A 17,085-nucleotide genomic window follows, 5' to 3' on the forward strand; every position below is an offset into this window, starting at 1 on the left:
TTACAATAAAAAAATTATTTTATTAGTTCTTTATTTAATATATATTATAAATGTAGGAGATACAATAACATTTTAGAGGTGATATTATTGAGTATTGACATAAATAAGATATTTAAGAACAGAAAAGCAGGAATCATAGGAAATTATAAAAAAAGTTCAGTGATGATTTTGATATATGAAGAAGAGGGAAAGGAATATTTAGTTTTTGAAGTCAGATCAAAACAACTGAAGAGTCAGCCAGGCGATATATGCTTGCCAGGAGGAAGGATAGAAGCAAATGAGGCTGCAAGGGATGCAGCGATTAGGGAAACAATGGAAGAACTTAATGTTGAAGAAAAGGATTTAGAATACATTGGTGAAATGGATTATTTTATAAGTCCCTATGGCTCTATTATGTATCCTTTTATAGCTAAGCTTAAAAGGATACCTGAAGAGCCAAGTAGGGACGAAGTTGATCATATTTTTAAAGTGCCCTTGGAGTTTTTTATAAATAATGAGCCCTTATTATATGAATTAGAAATAGGTCCAAATTTAAAAGATGATTTTCCTTACAACTATATTCAGGGGGGGAAGAATTATAAGTTTAGTAAGGGAAAATTAAAGCAGTATTTTTATAAGTATCAAGAATATATTATATGGGGATTTACGGCAATGATAGTTAAAAGCTTTATAGATATATTAAAAAATGAGCTTTAACTTGTTGCCTTTTTCCTTCCAATGCCAAAAAGTATCAAGGATAGAGCTACTGCAAATAAATATACAATTAAATAGATTATTGATATTAACCTTGAAGCCATAAAAAATTTAAGATATATGAAGGCTGCTAGTGAGACAATGGTCCAAAATAGAGATACATAGGACATTTTATTGTTTCTGCTTCTCCAAGCATCTGGATCTTTCATATTACCAATTATTTTGTCTCTGCTTTCATTTTCTTTTGAGGTTTTTATTACTAAAGTCTTAAAGTAAAATAAAAAGGCTAGGGCAATAATTGATACTCCTAGAAAATAATAAGATAAAGATAAACTTGTTATAGTCATATTAGTTACCTCCGTTTAAATTACTTGTTTATTTATTAATAGTATAACCATATATAAACTTAATATTTTTTATACAGGGTTAACTATTGAAAAAAGCAGTTAATAATGTTATGCTAGTATTGAAAATGAAATAAAAATTGCATGAGGGAATGTGGTTTGAATCCACAACAGCCCCCGCTACTGTAATCATAGACAAATGGTATATAACCACTTGATTTTATCAGGGAAGGTTACCAGGAGGATGAAATGTGAGTCAGGATATCTTATGCAATTTGTGTATAATCCACCTTCGGAGGGAAGGCTAGGTAATTTATTGCCGGGCTTTTTCTAGTTCGGTTTTTTATTTTTCGGAGGAAATATGAAAAAAGAAAACACTCTACATATATTAACTGTTGCTGTTATATGTTTCTCGCTGCTGATATTAACATTTTTAACTAATAATCCAGTGATTTTAGGAGCTGTTCTAATAACTTGTTTTATTATATTTTATTCTTGGAAAAGCATAGACAAGTTTAAGCTTGGAATTATTTACTTTATACCCTTCTTTATTGTTACGGTATCAATTAACTTTATTTTTGTAGATGAAGGAAAAAGTAAGCTTTTTTCAATTGGTAACAAAAGTTTTACTTTAGAAGCATTGATATATGGAAGTATACTAGCTTTTAAGCTGTTGCTTATTATCTACATTTTTATGATAATTTCAATTTTACTTAATTCCGATAGAGCTGTGTCTTATTTTTCAAGTAAAGTTCCAAAATCTACATTGATTTTAATGATATCCTTTAAGCTTTTTGCCATAATGAGACAGAGAATTAACAGCATTAAAGAAATTTATAGCTTAAGAGGAGTAAATTATGAAGGAAAGAGTTTAAAAGATAAAGTGAAAAGCTATGTTCCTATACTTTCTATACTTTTGGAAAGTTCATTAGATGGATCTTTTGATATAGGTGAGGCTGCATATATTAGAGGCTTTTTAAGTTCAAAAAGAAGCGTATATGAAAGACAAAAGTTTTTTCATAATGACTACTTTTTAATTGGCAATAGCCTATTACTTGTAGCATTATATTTGATTTTCGATATTCTTGGAAAAGTTAAGTATGATGTATATACGAATATGTCAATGTATAACGCATTAAGCATTTCAGCAGTATTTATAGCTGCACTTACAGTTTTAATTTCAATACAGCTTTTAATAAAATCAAGGAGTAAAAGATGGCATATATAGATATTGAAGGATTAAGTTATAAATATCCTGAAAGCAATAAAAATGTTTTAGATAGTATTAATTTATCTATTGAAAAAGGTGATGTTTTACTGTTATTAGGTAGTTCTGGTTCAGGAAAATCAACACTTGCTAAGTGTTTATGTGGTTCAATTCCAAATTTTTATGGTGGTACTATATCTGGCAAAGTATCTCTTGATAATACTGAGGTTGATAAAATAGAGCATAAAGACAGAGCTAAAGAAATAACTATGGTTTTTCAGGATCCTGAAAAACAACTAGTAATGAACACTGTACATAGAGAAATAGCTTTTGGACTTGAAAATGTTTCAGTACCAGAAGAACAGATAAAGAGAAGAGTTTGGGAATCGCTTCAATTTTCAAATATACTAGACTTAGCATATACAAAAATTAATACCCTTTCTGGGGGTCAAAAGCAAAAGGTATCAATAACTTCTGCAGTTGCATATATGCCTAAATGTATTATTTTAGATGAACCAACCTCTCAGCTTGATCCAGCTGCAGCTGAGGAAGTAGCTGCACTAATAAAAAAAATTAATGAAGAGCTTGGAATAACATTGATTATTATTGAACAGCGAATTGATAGATGGTTTGATTTGGCGGATAAAATAGCAGTTATTAAAGAAGGTAAAATCTCTTTTGCTGGTTCAAAGGAAGAAATGTACAACAGTAAGGATGAGTATCTATTAAGATTTCTTCCTGGATATTTAAAATTATTTAAGCATTTAAACATAGATAGGATGCCTAAGAGCTTTAAAGAGGCAAGAAAGGAGCTTAAGGCTGCAAATATAAAGATTAACCAACAGCAGAGCATAAGCTCAAATAATAAAGCCGTCATTAATATTAATAATCTTAACTGTGGTTATGAAGGAAATAATGTTTTAAGGGATACAGATTTAGAAATTAAAGAAGGAGAGTTTTTGGGTATATTAGGTGCTAATGGCGCTGGAAAAAGTACACTTCTAAAAGCGATTACAGGACTTTTAAAGTATTCAGGTAGCATAAAACTCTATGATAAGGAAGTTAAAAAAATGAAACTAAAGCAGGTTTCACAAACTATTGGCTATGTTTCACAAAACCCAAATGATTATTTATATAAAGATACTGTTTATGAAGAATTGAAGTTTACACTGGATAATCATGAGATTAAGGATTTATCTGTCATTGAAGAAACTTTAAATGCATTAGGGATTACTGAACTTAAAGACAGAAATCCTAGGGATTTAAGTGGCGGAGAAAAGCAGCGCGTTGCTATAGCAGCAATGTTAGTATTAAGGCCAAAAGTTTTATTATTAGATGAACCAACAAGAGGCTTGGATAGCGAAGTTAAGAAACTACTAGGAACGATTCTAAAGGATTTAAACAAAAATGGAACTACAATAATCCTTGTAACACACGATATGGAGTTTGCTTCACAATACTGTAATAGCTTTTGCCTTATGTTTAATGGAGAAATAGTTTCTAAGGGAAGTAAATACGATATATTTAAAGATGGAATATATTATACAACAACAATAAATAAATTGGTTAGGGATATTAACCCGGACTTATTTAATCTCAGCGATATATCGCAAATTTTATAGAATCAGTAAAGGAAATGATTATGAAAAAATTATATATTTATTTTACTTTCTTAGCATCACTGATTTTAATGATTTTGGCAATTAAGCTTGGAGGGAGTGAAAAATTTTCTCTTATAATAACAGTCTTTGTAATTATTATTCTAGCCGCTAGTTATTTTTATTTTGAAAATAGTAGTATGGGTACAAAAGAAATTGCAGTAATTGCAACCCTTAGTACTTTTGCTGCAGTTGCTAGAGCAGCATTTGCAGCTTTTCCCAATATAAAGCCAACTACATTTTTAGTGGCATTATCAGGGTTAGTTTTCGGACCTTATGAAGGTTTTTTAATTGGAAGTACTGCAGGATTCATTTCTAATATTTTTCTTGGCCAAGGACCATGGACGCCATGGCAGATGTTTGCCTGGGGGCTAGTTGGAGCAATATCAGGCTTAATAGGAAAAGGAAAAAAGCCTTCTGCTGAAAAATTTTCAGTAATTTGCTTTCTATATGGCTTCATGTTTGATTGGATAATGAACTTATGGCATGTGATTGGCTTTATAAGACCACTTAATATTAAAACCATTGCACTAGCTTATGCTACGGGTTTAACTTTTGATATAATGCATGCAGTCAGCAGCTTTATATTTTGTATTATATTCTACGACAGCTTCTATAAGGTAATGGACAGATTTAAAAAGAGACTTAAAGTTACATATTTGAAATAAAAGCTACTTTTATATAAATTATTATTACTTTTAAAGGGGGAAATATAATGAAAACAAAGAAAATATTTTTAAATAGTATTTTCACAATTACAATGGTTATTCTAATTACAGCTATGCAGCTTATGGGTGCTGGATTAAGAGTTAAAGCTGTAGAAAATCCAACAGCGCACTTAAGAATAGAAGGCTTAACATCAACTATGGTTTCTGGTGATATTAAGGGTTCCAACGCCTTTGAAATGGTGAAGACACTTCTTCAAAATAATAATATAAAGATGGAAACAGATCCTAAATATCCAACTTATATCACTACTATTGGAGATTTAACTGCCAAGTATCCAAGCGGATGGAACTATTATGTAAAAAATTCTACTAAGATAATAACACCAAATGTAGGTATGGACCAATATATTCCACAGGAAGGTGACTATATTGTTTTATATTATGGAACATATGAAACTCCATATATTAATAATATAAAGTTTACACCTAATATAGTTAAAGAAAATGAAAATATTACTATTACTTTTAGCTATGATTATGTAAAATACGATCCTGTAACTTATGTAGGTACTAATACAAATATGCCAATAGCAAATGCTGTTGTGGTTATAGATGACTTGCTTCCAATGGCAACTAATAATAAAGGTGAAATAAACTTACCTTTTGGACTTTCAAAGGGGCAGCATACATATAAGATAAGTGGGTATAGAACTAATGATATACCAACTGTTGTTATGGATAAAGGTACATTTACTATTGATGGAGTTAATTCACCAAGCATGAACTATTCTGATGCTGCTTATGCAAACAAAGTAGTAGAAATAGATAACACAAAGGTTGTAAAAAGCATTGATACTGAAACAGCTGCAACTTCAAATTATATAAAAAATACTTCTGATGCTTGGAGTGCTATAAGCTTAAGCAAGCTTGGTATTAAGCCAAATGAGCAATTTATTCAAGATTCAATGAAGGATATAAAAGAAAATGGAATAAAAGATTTATACAATACTGATGTTGAAAAGCTGATTATGGGTCTTGTTGCCTGTGGGTATAGTCCATATAATTTTGCTGGGCATGATTTAGTTGCAGAATTATTCAATAAGGATAAAAGCGAATTTTTCAGCAATGATATAATTTTTGGGTTAATAACAATGAACTACTTAAATATTGATGGCAAGAATTATAAGATAAACAGAGATACATTAGTAAAACAAATTTTAAGCAGCAAGTTAAGCTACAACATTGGAACAACTCCAGTTGTAGGATGGACATATTATGGAAGCACTATAGATCCAGATTTAACGGGTATAACCTTAAGTGCACTGGCACCTTATTATTCAACTAATAGTGATGTAAAAGCCACAGTTGATAATGTAGTAAAAACACTATCAGCTTTGCAAAATATAAGTGGCTATATTCCAAGCCAATACGGAAATGCTAGTGAGAGTATATCCTTTGTAATTATAGGACTAACTTCCTTAGGAATTAATCCTGAAGATGGCATGTTTAAAAAAGAAAAGGGCGATTTAGTTTCAGCATTACTATCTTTTAAAGGAACTGATGGGCAATATAAACATGAGTTAACTGGTACAAATAATAAAATTGCCACTGAAGAGGCTTTTAGAGCACTAGTATCTTTAGAGGAATTTAAAAAGTCAGGAAAGTTTAACTTATATTCTACTAATGTGGATTTATCAACTCTAAAGGTATATGGAACAGAGCAGACAACAGTAAATACAACTGCATCAAATACAGCACAAAATTCTTCTTCAAAAGAACTTCCACAAACAGGAACTTTTGTAGATTTTAATATTGAATTAACTTTTGGATTTATCTTAATAGCATTTGGAGCTTTTGGAGTGCTATTTAGAAATAAAAAGACTAACTAAGGATATAGGGCTGCCTGAGCAGATAGAGCTTAAGGCATTGCCCTATTCACTTATATTTTTAAAATAGTTACGTATAATTGAAGTTTAAAACTTCTTAGTAATATTATTTAGGAGGTAGTATGTTGAAGAAAAAAGGTATATTAATTTTTGTAGTTTTACTAATATCTGTAGCAGCAATATTCTTTGCAAATGAAATGCAAAAAAAGCTAGTTAGTAACGAAGTAGCAAGTAAAACTGGGTCAACAGTATTACAAGGTGATTTAAAAGAAAATACAAATGAAGATTCTAAAAAAGATGCTAATGCCAATACACAAAATACAGACAAAGCTAGTAATAATGAAGCTAAAAACGAAGAAACGAAAGATGCCAGCAAAACTACTCAGCAGAATAGTTCGGATAAAGTTAATGAAACTAGTAAGCAAAGTACATCAAAAACCGTAGCACCAAAGAGCAGCAATACAAATACTGCAGCAAGCACAAATAGTTCTACAAGTACAAATGCTTCACAAACTTCGAATGGTGGCACTAATTCAAATCAAAGCCCAAACTTTATTGTTATGGATGAAGTTAATAATAAAGTTATTTGTTCAACAAGAGTTAATTTTCAAGGAAGAAATGTAGCAGATATAACTAAAGATACTTTGACTAAATTTAATATTAATTATTCTTATGTATCAGGATATTTTAGATCAATTAATGGAATTAGAGAAAGATCTTTAAACCCAAGTACTGATGGATGGTGTTATTATATAAAAGATAAAAAACCATCTATAGGCTCCAGTGATTTTACTCCAGAAGACAATGCTACAATTACGTGGAAGTATGTTAAGGATGGAACAAAACCATAACTATATCGAAGAATAAAAATGGTAAATTTATTTTTATTACAAAAGTATAGATTATTAAAAAATTGGACAAATAATTAGTTTAATTTAAAAGAATAATTAAAAATTAGTAAACAATTGAAAATACTCTTTATTTTCCATTAAATGTAGTATATAATATTACCTATACTGCCGGGGGAGAGGGTGTTGAGATGTCATTATGTACTTTTTTATCAAGCAATGATAATGAAGTTCAATGCTTCGAGGAATGTGTTTTCTTTAATTGGGAAGAAAATGGAGGAATATGTCCATTTAAAACACTTACTGGTCATAGGAGAGCTAAAACTGAAGAGTTTTATAAATATGATGACTATGAAGAAGAAGAAGAGAAATATGACTCTATTGATAAAACCTATGTAAATTATGATTATATTAAGTCAAGTGATATTTAAACTTTAAGGGACATTCTCTTAAAGTTTTATTTTTATTCAATATTATTGTTTACAACATAAAATATTGAATATAATACTAATATTAGAAAAGTGGAAGAGGAGGTCAATCTTGGAAAATACATTAGTACTAATAAAACCTGATGGTGTTAAAAGAAAATTAGTAGGAGATATAATTAATTGCTATGAAGAAAAGGCTTTAAATATTGAAGCCCTAGAACTTATCATGCCATCTCGCGAACTTGCTGAAGCACATTATGAAGAACATAAGGGAAGACCATATTTTGAAGAACTGATTAAGTATATAACAGAAGGACCAATTTGTGCTATGGTACTTAGCGGAAAAGATGCTGTAGCTATAGTTCGAAGATTAAATGGAGATAAGGATCCTGAAAAGGCAGAACTGGGGAGCATAAGAGGCAGATTTGCTTTTGATAAAACAAGAAACTTAGTTCATGCCTCAGATAGTATAGAACATGCTGAGAGAGAAATTAAAATATGGTTTAAGAATTATAAAACCAATAGATAAAAGTTTAAAAACATCGCAAGTAAACTTGCGATGTTTTTTAGAATTTCGAGCATCCTTTACAATTTTTCTCGCTGCCGCAATTATTTCCATTACCATGACAGGAACCGCTGTTATTTCCGCAGCCTTTAGTACAGGTGCTACAATTTTTGTACAAAGGCTTAATAGGCTCAGTCTTTATCATAAAATTACCTTCTCTATATACTAAGGTTATTTCTTTTATATTTTCACTTACTTCACTATCATAAATAACTGGAAGTTCATCAATCATACATATTGTATCTTTAGGTGCAGCATTATCAAGATACAATTCAATCTTATTACTTCCGCAGCAGCCATCTTTGTATGAAAAGCGAAGATGGGAAAATTCTTTTACTTCATCTAGTATTTCAATTGCTCTAACATAGGCTTCTTCTGAGATTTTAATTTTAACTTTTGTATTCATCATTTTTCATCCGATTCTTCAAATATATCTGTGTACTGGTGAAGTAAGTTTTGCTTTAAGTTCCACAGGTTTGTTGATAAATCAACATAATAAGTATGAGGATTTTCAAGTCTTAAAACCTCTGGCCACAGCTTTTCTACTTCCTGTTTTGCATAATCTCTTATTTCCATAACTTCAGGACTTTCATACACTGGTACTCCGTTATCAAATATTTTAACCATTAATTCCTTTGCATAAAAGTTTTTAACCCTTTTTCTCTTCCAGGTATATACTGGATTAAATAGTTCAAGGGATTTTGATTCATTTATATTTTCATCATTAAGTGTAATTAGGTCTGCTATTGCTTTATCTGAATTTTTATCAAATATTCTATAAATCTTTTTAAAGCCAGGATTAGTGATTTTTTCTTCATTCTCACTTATTTTAATTTTAGGAATAATTTCGTTATCATCTTCGATTGCTACAAGCTTATAAACACCACCAAAAACAGGCTCTGATTTAGCAGTAATAAGCCTTTCACCTACACCAAAGGCATCAATTTTAGCTCCTTGAGATAATACATCTCTTATTATATACTCATCTAGTGAATTTGATATAACAATATTAACATCTTCATAGCCAGCAGCATCCAACATTTCTCTACATTTTTTAGTAAGATAAGTAATATCGCCGCTGTCTATTCTCACACCCTTTGGTCTGTGACCTAAGGGTTTAAGAATTTCATCAAAAACTTTTATCGCATTAGGTAGTCCAGATTTAAGTACATTATAAGTATCTATTAGTAATGTACAATTATCTGGGTAGGTTTTTGCCCAAGCTGCGAAGGCTTCATATTCATTTGGGAATAATTGAACCCAACTGTGTGCCATAGTTCCTGCAGCTGGTATACCAAACATCTCTTCCGCAATTGTACAAGCAGAAGAAGAACAGCCTCCAATCATTGCAGCTCTTGCACCATATATTGCACCATCATAACCCTGGGCCCTTCTTGAACCAAATTCCATAACAGGCTTTCCTTCGGCTGAACGGCATATTCTATTAGCTTTAGTTGCAATAAGAGTTTGATGATTTATTGTAAGAAGTATCATGGTTTCAACAAATTGTGCTTGAATAATAGGCCCACGAACTATTACTAGAGGTTCATTTGGCAACACGGGATTACCTTCAGGAATTGCCCAAACATCGCAAGTAAACTTAAAGTTTTCTAGGTAGTTTAAGAACTTTTCAGAAAATGAATTTTTACTTCTTAAATACTCTATATCATCTTCTGTAAAGGTTAATGAGGATAAATATTCTATAAGCTGTTGAACTCCCGCCATAATGCAGTATCCACCGCCATCAGGAACTCTTCTAAAGAACATATCAAAATAGGCGATTTTTTCACCTACATTGTTATCTAAATAACCATTTGCCATGGTTAATTCATAAAAATCTACCAACATGGTAAGATTTCTTCCATTTCTTATATTGAAATTTTTATTATATTCCATGTTCGTCTCTCCTAAACCTGTAATATTTTTTATCATCTTTATTTTAAACCTGGATGCTAATTATTACAACCATTTTTATTATATGAATATCAACAGATAATAATTATTTTAACATTAAAATTTTGATTAGATATTTGTTTTGATGGTATAATGTTTTAATGTGAAACAGAGGTGAGCAGCAGATGTCCAAAGGACTTTTAAAAAGTGAATTTTGTGAACTTAGAGATAAAATAATTGAATCTAAATTTAAACATTTAAATAATGAGCAGAGAACTGCTGTGTTAACAAGCAGTAGAAATTTATTATTAATTGCGTGTCCTGGGTCTGGCAAAACCACTGTATTAGTGAATAGACTTCTGTACCTTACTAAATTTGGAGAAGTTTATAATAAGAATGAGGCACCAGAAAATTTAACTATAGACGATATAAAACTGTTAAAGGCTTTTATAAGGGATAATAGGGGCAGCGCAAATATAACAGGAAGATTGCAGCAGCTTCTTGAATATAGAGCAGTAAATCCTGGCAACATAATTGTAATTACATTTACTAAAGCTGCAGCGCTGAATATGAAACAAAGGTATGAAAAGATGAATAGCAACAATAGATTACCTTTCTTTGGTACCTTTCATGGATTATTTTACAAAATATTGTTGAAAGGCTTTGGTGAAATTAAGATATTGGAACCATCAGAAGCCTATAGGCTAATCTTTAATACACTTACAGAATATTTAGATGATATTAGTGAAGAAAAGGTTAAGGAAGTGCTAAACAATATTTCACTAATAAAAAGTAGTGGTACTCCTATAGAAAATTTTGATTCAGGAATGGATAAAAACATTTTTATTGGTTGCTATAATAATTATGAAAGCTACAAGACAGAAAAAGGGCTTATGGATTTTGATGATCTTCAAATAAATTGTAAAAAGTTATTCATAGAAAATCCAGAGGTTTTAGACTTTTATAGAAGAGGCTTTAAATACATGCTTGTAGATGAATTCCAAGATTGTGATATACTTCAAATCCAGCTGTTAAGGCTTTTAAATGAAAAAAATTCTATTTTTGCAGTAGGTGACGAGGATCAGTGCATATACGGGTTTAGAGGTTCCAGACCAGATTGTATGGTGGATTTCAATTATTATTTTAAAGATAGCAATAAACTAGAGCTTTCAACAAATTATAGAAGTCATGAAAATGTTATTACTAGTGCTCTAAATTTAATTGAAAATAATAAGATTCGATATAAAAAAAGTATGGTAGCTAGTAAAAATAATTCTAAACTTATTAGAGTTTCAGGCTGCAGTGATGAAAGCAGTGAGAGTGATGAAATTGCCTTGGAAATACAAAAACTCAAGGAAATAGGAAGTTATAATTATAGCGATAGTGCAGTGCTTTACAGAACTAATATGGAAAGCAGAAGTATAATTGATGCATTTATTAGAAAAAAGGTACCTTTTAAGCTGCTTGATAAAGAATATAATTTTTTTGAACATTTCATAAGTAAAGATATTATAGCTTATTTGAAACTAAGCATTGATAAAACAGATAGAGATAGCTTTATGAAAATTATTAATAAACCCTTTAGATATGTTAGTAAGATTACACTGGATAAGCTAAAAGCTTGTACAGTACAAGAAGATTGCTTTGAGTTTATAAAAGGTTTAGAATCAACACCTGTATTTCAAATTAAAAGTTTGGATACCTTAAGAAAGGATATTCATAATTTAAATAAAATGTCACTTGCAGGGGCTATTAATTATATAATTACTGATTTGGGATATCATGATTATATAGTTCAGTATTGCTCAAAATTTAAAACTGATGTATCTGAACTTGAGGAAATTTTAGAAGAATTTAAACAGGCGGCATCAGAATTTAATACAATAATAACGTTCCTTGTACATGTAGATAAGGTAAAAGAGGAACTACAAAAAAATAAGAAAAAGCATAATGAAGATAGTGTTATTTTAAGCACAATTCATGGTGTAAAAGGAATGGAATTCAAAAATGTTTTTATAATAAATTGTAACGAAGAAAACATACCTCATGCTAATAGTATTCCGGATAATGAAGAAGAGGAGAGAAGGTTGTTTTATGTTGGAATCACAAGAACAATTGATAACTTGTTCTTGTTTGCTCCAAGAATGGTTAGAGGTAAGCTCAAAGAGCCTTCTAGATTTATTGGTGAATGTAAATTTCAGCTTCACACACTGAAACATGAGTTTGGGATAGGAGATAAGGTAATTCATAATACATTTGGTGAAGGTGAAGTAATTAATATTAATAATAAAGAAATAGATATAAAGTTTAGTGATGATATTATAAGAAAGTTTGATATATATGTAGTCTATAATAATAGACTTTTAAAAAAGGTAGGATAAATGTGGGATATTCTCATAAAATATCGTGTTTTGTTGAATCTTAGGATGTAATAATATATAATTTATTATATAGCTCATATTCTAAGAATATGGGCTTTTGAAATATTTGTAGTAGAGAGTCAATTGCTTTTATATATAAAAGGGGGAATAAATGTGGAACTAACAAATATTAATCTTCAAGATGTAATATTTGCTTTAGATATTGGAACTAGAAGTGTAATAGGAACCTTAGGAATAGTTAAAGATAAAAAGTTTGTAGTTATTTCTGAAAGCTACGTTGAGCATCAGGAAAGATCAATGATAGATGGTCAGATACACGATATCTCTTTGGTGGCTTCTGCTGTTATGCAAGTAAAAAAAGAACTTGAAGCAGATACAGGAATTAAGTTGAAAAATGTGTCAATTGCAGCAGCTGGAAGGTTCTTAAGGACTACAGTGGCTAAGGTTGAAATAGACTTAGATAAGAATAGAGAAATCGACAAAGAAGTGATAAGAAGTATTGAGTTAACTGCTGTTAAGAAAGCTGAAGAACAAATTAACAAACAGACAGAGGGAAAACTTTACTGTGTAGGATACAGCGTAAAAAATTACTATCTTAATGAATATGTTATATCAAATCTACAATCTCATAAAGGTGAAAGCGCAGGGGTGGAAATAATTGCAACCTTTCTACCAAGATCCGTTGTGGATAGTCTTTATGCAGTAATAGATAAGGTAAATCTTTCAGTAATTAATCTAACTCTAGAGCCAATAGCAGCTATGGAGGCAGCCATACCACAAAGTCTTAGACTGCTTAATTTAGCCTTAGTGGATATTGGAGCTGGAACTTCTGATATAGCTATAAGCAGTAAGGATAGTATAAGCGCATATGGAATGGTGCCAATAGCTGGAGATGAAGTAACAGAAGCTATTGCTCAAGGCTATTTGGTGGATTTTAATACTGCTGAAAAAATAAAAAGAGAATGTTCATTAAAGGAAACTGTTGTGTATACTGATGTATTAGGGTTTGAAAATGAGATTTCCTCTGAAGAAATAATTAAAGTAATATTACCTATAGTTGAAAAAATTTCAGCAGAGGTAAGTTCACGTATAATAGAGCTCAATGGAGGTAAGGCTCCTAATGCTGTTTTTTTGGTTGGAGGTGGAGCACATACACCTAAGCTAAAAGAATTTATAGGTGAAAAGCTTAATTTACCTGCACAAAGGCTTGCTATAAAAGGCAGGGATGCAGTTCAGGATTGTGTCTGTCTTGATAATGAGCTTGGAAGCACTGGTGTAACAGTACTTGGTATTGCTCTTACTAGTATTAAAAAATTAGGACACGATTTCATTGATGTAAATTTAAATGGCAGCGTTATAAGCCTATTTAATTCACATAAGCATACTGTAATGGATGTTATGGTTCAAGGTGGAATAAATCCAAAAATTCTTCTAGGGAAGAACGGCAAAAATATCAAGTTTGTATTAAATGATATTAAAAGAATAGCATTTGGTTCTTTAGCAACAAATGCTATAGTTACAATAAATGGGGTGGAGGCCAGCATAGATTCTGAAATAAAAGAAGGAGATAATATTGACCTAGTTTATGCAAAAGATGGTGCTGATGCAAATCCTAAAATATATGAATATGTAAGAAAAATAGATTCTATAAGCTTTTATATAGATGACATAATAAGAAATATGGAACCAGTTGCTTTAATAAATGGAAATAGAGTGGCTCTTAAAGAAGAAATTTCAGAGGGAGATTCTGTGGAAATTAAATATATTGAAACCCTAGGAGATTATTTGAAATATTTTGATGATAACCAGGAAAACTATAGATTCTTTTTGAAGGATAGTGAAATTAATAATGATTATATTATAAAAGAAGGAGACAGAATATATAGGACAGTTAAAGAAAAGCAGATAGATGAAGCAGTAATAGAAGATGATAGTAATGGTATTAAATATGAAGAGATGGAAAGTGAAGTAAAGGCAATAGTAGAAAATAAAGAAAAAGACACACTGGTGATAAAAAATGAAGAAGACAGCAATGAAATGGCTATTAGTGTAAATGGTAAAAATGTAATTTTGAAAGGTAAAAAAGAATATATTTTTGTAGACATATTTGACTATATAAACTTTGATTTGACGGTAGCTAAGGGAACCTTAGTGCTAAAGCTTAATGAAAATAAAGCAGCATATTATGATAGGCTTAATAAAGGTGACCAAATAGAAGTTTATTGGGAATAGGGGTGAAGGAATGATAAATTTTTTGGAAAAAGCTCTAGAGATACAATCTGAGTTAGTTGCATGGAGAAGAGACTTTCATGAGAATCCAGAACTTGGTTTTGAGGAATATAGAACTTCAGAAAAAATAAAAGAATTTTTGAAGAGTGAGGGGATAGAATATAAGGAGCTTGCAAACACGGGAATTTGCGCAATTATAAAAGGAAATGGCACTAAAACTATTGCTTTAAGAGGAGATATAGATGCACTTCCACTTGAAGACAAAAAGGCTGCAGATTATTCTTCAAAAATACATGGAAAAATGCATGCTTGTGGACATGATGCTCACACTACTATATTAATGGGCGCGGCAAAAATACTTAATAGTATAAAAGATAAGCTTAATGGTAATGTGAAACTAATCTTTGAACCTGCTGAAGAAACAGTTGGTGGAGCAAGGTTTATGATTAAAGAAGGAGCACTAAATAATCCTTCTGTGGATGCTGTAATAGGACTTCATGTAAATGAGGAGATTAAAGCTGGTCATATTGGGGTTAAGAGGGGTGTAGTGAATGCTGCTTCTAATCCTTTTACAATTATTATAAAAGGAAAGGGTGCACATGGTGCACATCCAGACACAGGCATTGACCCTGTAGTAATTGCAAGTAATGTAATAATGGCACTGCAGACAATTGTGAGTAGGGAGATACCTCCCACAGATCCAGCTGTAATTACTGTAGGAACAATACATGGGGGAACAGCACAGAATATAATACCTGAGGAGGTTACTATTTCTGGTGTTATTAGAACATTAAGAACTGAACATAGAGCTTATGTTAAGCAAAGACTTGTTGAAGTTGTTAATGGTATAACATCTTCCATGAGAGGCAGCTGTGAAATTAAAATAGAAGAAAGCTATCCTTGCTTATACAATGACGATTACATGATAACTCTTGTTGAAAGTTCAGCAAAAGAAATAATAGGTCCTGAAGCCATAGAAACTTTGGATAAGCCTAGTATGGGAGTAGAGAGCTTTGCATACTTTTCTATGGAGGTGCCTTCTGCATTTTATTTTTTAGGTGTGCGTAACGAAGAAAAGGGAATTATTCATCCAGCTCATGGATGCTTATTTGATATTGATGAAGAGGCACTACCTATAGGAGTTGCAATACAGTGCAAGGCAGCTTTTGATTTTTTATCTTAAAAAAGTTAATTTAAGCATTAACAGAAAGTTATTAGTCTAAAGCATTGCTTTAGGAGATAATAATGATATATAATTAGTTGTTAAATTATTGCTAGGAGTGAACAACATATGAGAATAGAAATTGGAGCTAATGAAGCTGGTCAGAGATTAGATAAATTTACGAGAAAATGGATGAAGGATGTACCACTAAGTGCTATTTATAAAGCAATACGAAAAGGGGATATAAAGATAAATGGAAAGAAGTCAAAGGAAAAGTATTTTCTTCAAGAAGGAGATGTGCTTGAAACCAGGGATATAACTTCTTCTGTTAAAAAAGAAAAATTCCAAAGGATAAATAATAATGATAAATTAAAAATAATCTATGAGGACGACAATATGCTCCTTGTAGAAAAATGGCCGGGGGTTTTAGTGCATTCCGATAAAAACAATGGTGAGCCAACACTTACGGACTATGTACTGTCTTACTTGTATGACAAAGGAGATTATACTCCTGAGAAAGAAATTACATTTACACCAGCACCATGCAATAGACTAGATAGAAACACTTCGGGCATGGTTATATTTGGCAAAAATTTTGAAAGCTTAAAGCTTCTTAACGAAATGATTAGAGAGAGAAAAATAAAAAAATATTATTCGGCTTTAGTTAAGGGAAGAATAAGCGATGGTGTTTATGAAGCTTATATATCAAAAGATGAAGACTCTAATACTTCTAAGATATATGACAGTAAAAAACCAAATACTAAAAGAATTGCTATGGAAGTAAAAACTGCTCAAAGCTGCGGAACTTTTTCATTAATAGAAATTGATCTTATTACTGGAAGAAGCCATCAGTTAAGAGCCCATCTATCACATTTAGGAAACCCTATTGTAGGAGACCCTAAATATGGAGAATCAAAAATAAATAGTTTTTTCTTTAATAAATATGGAGTAAACTACCAATTTTTATATGCATTTAAATTAATCTTCAAGGATTGCCCTGATAAGTTTAGTTACTTGGAGAATAAAACTATTGCAGAAGCACTTCCTCCAGTACTAAAAAAGATGAAAACAGATGTATTTAAATTTTAACACTGACAGTGCTTGCTTTTGCAGGCACTGTCCT

The 17,085-nt window shown here is 31.0% G+C and carries 15 protein-coding genes and 1 riboswitch; of the genes, 12 read left to right on the forward strand and 3 right to left on the reverse strand.

What is annotated here, in order from left to right; all coding sequences use genetic code 11:
• The first annotated feature begins 87 nt into the window (after nucleotides 1-87).
• On the forward strand, nucleotides 88-696 hold the full coding sequence (locus bsdE14_RS18250) for an NUDIX hydrolase (protein WP_264851428.1): 609 nt from the start codon (nucleotides 88-90) through the stop codon (nucleotides 694-696).
• Here the strand turns inward: bsdE14_RS18250 and bsdE14_RS18255 are convergent.
• Nucleotides 693-1,040 (reverse strand): hypothetical protein, encoded by a 348-nt coding sequence (locus tag bsdE14_RS18255; protein ID WP_264851429.1) that lies wholly within the window; start codon nucleotides 1,038-1,040, stop codon nucleotides 693-695. The two genes, bsdE14_RS18250 and bsdE14_RS18255, sit on opposite strands and share 4 nt — an antisense overlap.
• A gap of 105 nt (nucleotides 1,041-1,145) precedes the next feature.
• Nucleotides 1,146-1,324, forward strand: a riboswitch (cobalamin riboswitch).
• Between the two features lie 74 nt (nucleotides 1,325-1,398).
• On the opposite strand from bsdE14_RS18255, the gene bsdE14_RS18260 reads away from it, so the two are divergent.
• The 7 genes from bsdE14_RS18260 to ndk all read left to right on the forward strand — a co-directional run bounded on the left by bsdE14_RS18260 (nucleotide 1,399) and on the right by ndk (nucleotide 8,261).
• Nucleotides 1,399-2,265 carry an energy-coupling factor transporter transmembrane component T gene (locus bsdE14_RS18260; protein ID WP_264851430.1) on the forward strand — a complete coding sequence of 289 codons (867 nt, stop codon included), beginning with the start codon at nucleotides 1,399-1,401 and terminating at the stop codon, nucleotides 2,263-2,265.
• On the forward strand, nucleotides 2,253-3,866 hold the full coding sequence (locus bsdE14_RS18265; RefSeq protein ID WP_264851431.1) for an ABC transporter ATP-binding protein: 1,614 nt from the start codon (nucleotides 2,253-2,255) through the stop codon (nucleotides 3,864-3,866). Before bsdE14_RS18260 ends, bsdE14_RS18265 begins: the two co-directional genes overlap by 13 nt.
• Nucleotides 3,867-3,886: 20 nt before the next feature.
• The gene (locus tag bsdE14_RS18270; RefSeq protein WP_264851432.1) at nucleotides 3,887-4,570 is read left to right on the forward strand and encodes an ECF transporter S component; all 684 of its coding nucleotides are present in this window, start codon (nucleotides 3,887-3,889) and stop codon (nucleotides 4,568-4,570) included.
• Nucleotides 4,571-4,617: 47 nt separating this feature from the next.
• The gene (locus tag bsdE14_RS18275; protein ID WP_264851433.1) at nucleotides 4,618-6,459 is read left to right on the forward strand and encodes a DUF4430 domain-containing protein; all 1,842 of its coding nucleotides are present in this window, start codon (nucleotides 4,618-4,620) and stop codon (nucleotides 6,457-6,459) included.
• Between the two features lie 119 nt (nucleotides 6,460-6,578).
• The gene (locus bsdE14_RS18280) at nucleotides 6,579-7,307 is read left to right on the forward strand and encodes a DUF4430 domain-containing protein (RefSeq protein WP_264851434.1); all 729 of its coding nucleotides are present in this window, start codon (nucleotides 6,579-6,581) and stop codon (nucleotides 7,305-7,307) included.
• Nucleotides 7,308-7,495: 188 nt separating this feature from the next.
• Nucleotides 7,496-7,735: a hypothetical protein gene (locus tag bsdE14_RS18285; protein ID WP_264851435.1), complete on the forward strand. Its 240-nt coding sequence runs from the start codon at nucleotides 7,496-7,498 to the stop codon at nucleotides 7,733-7,735.
• Between the two features lie 109 nt (nucleotides 7,736-7,844).
• On the forward strand, nucleotides 7,845-8,261 hold the full coding sequence (gene ndk / locus bsdE14_RS18290; protein WP_264851436.1) for a nucleoside-diphosphate kinase: 417 nt from the start codon (nucleotides 7,845-7,847) through the stop codon (nucleotides 8,259-8,261).
• A gap of 37 nt (nucleotides 8,262-8,298) precedes the next feature.
• Here the strand turns inward: ndk and bsdE14_RS18295 are convergent, their stop codons facing one another.
• Both bsdE14_RS18295 and bsdE14_RS18300 read right to left on the reverse strand, forming a co-directional pair.
• Nucleotides 8,299-8,703 (reverse strand): hypothetical protein, encoded by a 405-nt coding sequence (locus tag bsdE14_RS18295; protein ID WP_264851437.1) that lies wholly within the window; start codon nucleotides 8,701-8,703, stop codon nucleotides 8,299-8,301.
• Entirely contained in the window at nucleotides 8,703-10,193 is a 1,491-nt protein-coding gene (locus bsdE14_RS18300; RefSeq protein ID WP_264851438.1) for a nicotinate phosphoribosyltransferase, read from the reverse strand. The genes bsdE14_RS18295 and bsdE14_RS18300 overlap by 1 nt, the downstream gene beginning before the upstream one ends.
• Before the next feature lie 182 nt (nucleotides 10,194-10,375).
• Here bsdE14_RS18300 and bsdE14_RS18305 point away from each other — a divergent pair, with 182 nt between their 5' ends.
• The 4 genes from bsdE14_RS18305 to bsdE14_RS18320 all read left to right on the forward strand — a co-directional run bounded on the left by bsdE14_RS18305 (nucleotide 10,376) and on the right by bsdE14_RS18320 (nucleotide 17,051).
• Nucleotides 10,376-12,571, forward strand: a complete 2,196-nt coding sequence (locus tag bsdE14_RS18305; RefSeq protein WP_264851439.1) for an ATP-dependent helicase — start codon at nucleotides 10,376-10,378, stop codon at nucleotides 12,569-12,571.
• A gap of 153 nt (nucleotides 12,572-12,724) precedes the next feature.
• Nucleotides 12,725-14,803, forward strand: coding sequence for a cell division protein FtsA (locus bsdE14_RS18310; protein ID WP_264851440.1), 2,079 nt, complete (start codon nucleotides 12,725-12,727; stop codon nucleotides 14,801-14,803).
• 10 nt (nucleotides 14,804-14,813) lie between these two features.
• Nucleotides 14,814-15,983: a M20 metallopeptidase family protein gene (locus tag bsdE14_RS18315; RefSeq protein WP_264851441.1), complete on the forward strand. Its 1,170-nt coding sequence runs from the start codon at nucleotides 14,814-14,816 to the stop codon at nucleotides 15,981-15,983.
• Between the two features lie 108 nt (nucleotides 15,984-16,091).
• Entirely contained in the window at nucleotides 16,092-17,051 is a 960-nt protein-coding gene (locus tag bsdE14_RS18320) for an RluA family pseudouridine synthase (RefSeq protein ID WP_264851442.1), read from the forward strand.
• Nucleotides 17,052-17,085: the final 34 nt, after the last annotated feature.

Source organism: Clostridium omnivorum, assembly GCF_026012015.1.
In the GTDB taxonomy this organism is placed as follows: Bacteria; Bacillota; Clostridia; order Clostridiales; family Clostridiaceae; genus Clostridium_AX; species Clostridium_AX omnivorum.

Bases quoted from the DNA above. Each gene is read 5' to 3' on its own strand.
- bsdE14_RS18315 (WP_264851441.1), top strand. From the start codon at position 14,814: ATGATAAATTTTTTGGAAAAAGCTCTAGAGATACAATCTGAGTTAGTT.
- bsdE14_RS18270 (WP_264851432.1), top strand. From the start codon at position 3,887: ATGAAAAAATTATATATTTATTTTACTTTCTTAGCATCACTGATTTTA.
- bsdE14_RS18265 (WP_264851431.1), top strand. From the start codon at position 2,253: ATGGCATATATAGATATTGAAGGATTAAGTTATAAATATCCTGAAAGC.
- bsdE14_RS18280 (WP_264851434.1), top strand. From the start codon at position 6,579: ATGTTGAAGAAAAAAGGTATATTAATTTTTGTAGTTTTACTAATATCT.
- bsdE14_RS18275 (WP_264851433.1), top strand. From the start codon at position 4,618: ATGAAAACAAAGAAAATATTTTTAAATAGTATTTTCACAATTACAATG.
- bsdE14_RS18295 (WP_264851437.1), bottom strand. From the start codon at position 8,703: ATGAATACAAAAGTTAAAATTAAAATCTCAGAAGAAGCCTATGTTAGA.
- bsdE14_RS18300 (WP_264851438.1), bottom strand. From the start codon at position 10,193: ATGGAATATAATAAAAATTTCAATATAAGAAATGGAAGAAATCTTACC.
- bsdE14_RS18260 (WP_264851430.1), top strand. From the start codon at position 1,399: ATGAAAAAAGAAAACACTCTACATATATTAACTGTTGCTGTTATATGT.
- bsdE14_RS18255 (WP_264851429.1), bottom strand. From the start codon at position 1,040: ATGACTATAACAAGTTTATCTTTATCTTATTATTTTCTAGGAGTATCA.
- bsdE14_RS18285 (WP_264851435.1), top strand. From the start codon at position 7,496: ATGTCATTATGTACTTTTTTATCAAGCAATGATAATGAAGTTCAATGC.
- bsdE14_RS18320 (WP_264851442.1), top strand. From the start codon at position 16,092: ATGAGAATAGAAATTGGAGCTAATGAAGCTGGTCAGAGATTAGATAAA.
- bsdE14_RS18305 (WP_264851439.1), top strand. From the start codon at position 10,376: ATGTCCAAAGGACTTTTAAAAAGTGAATTTTGTGAACTTAGAGATAAA.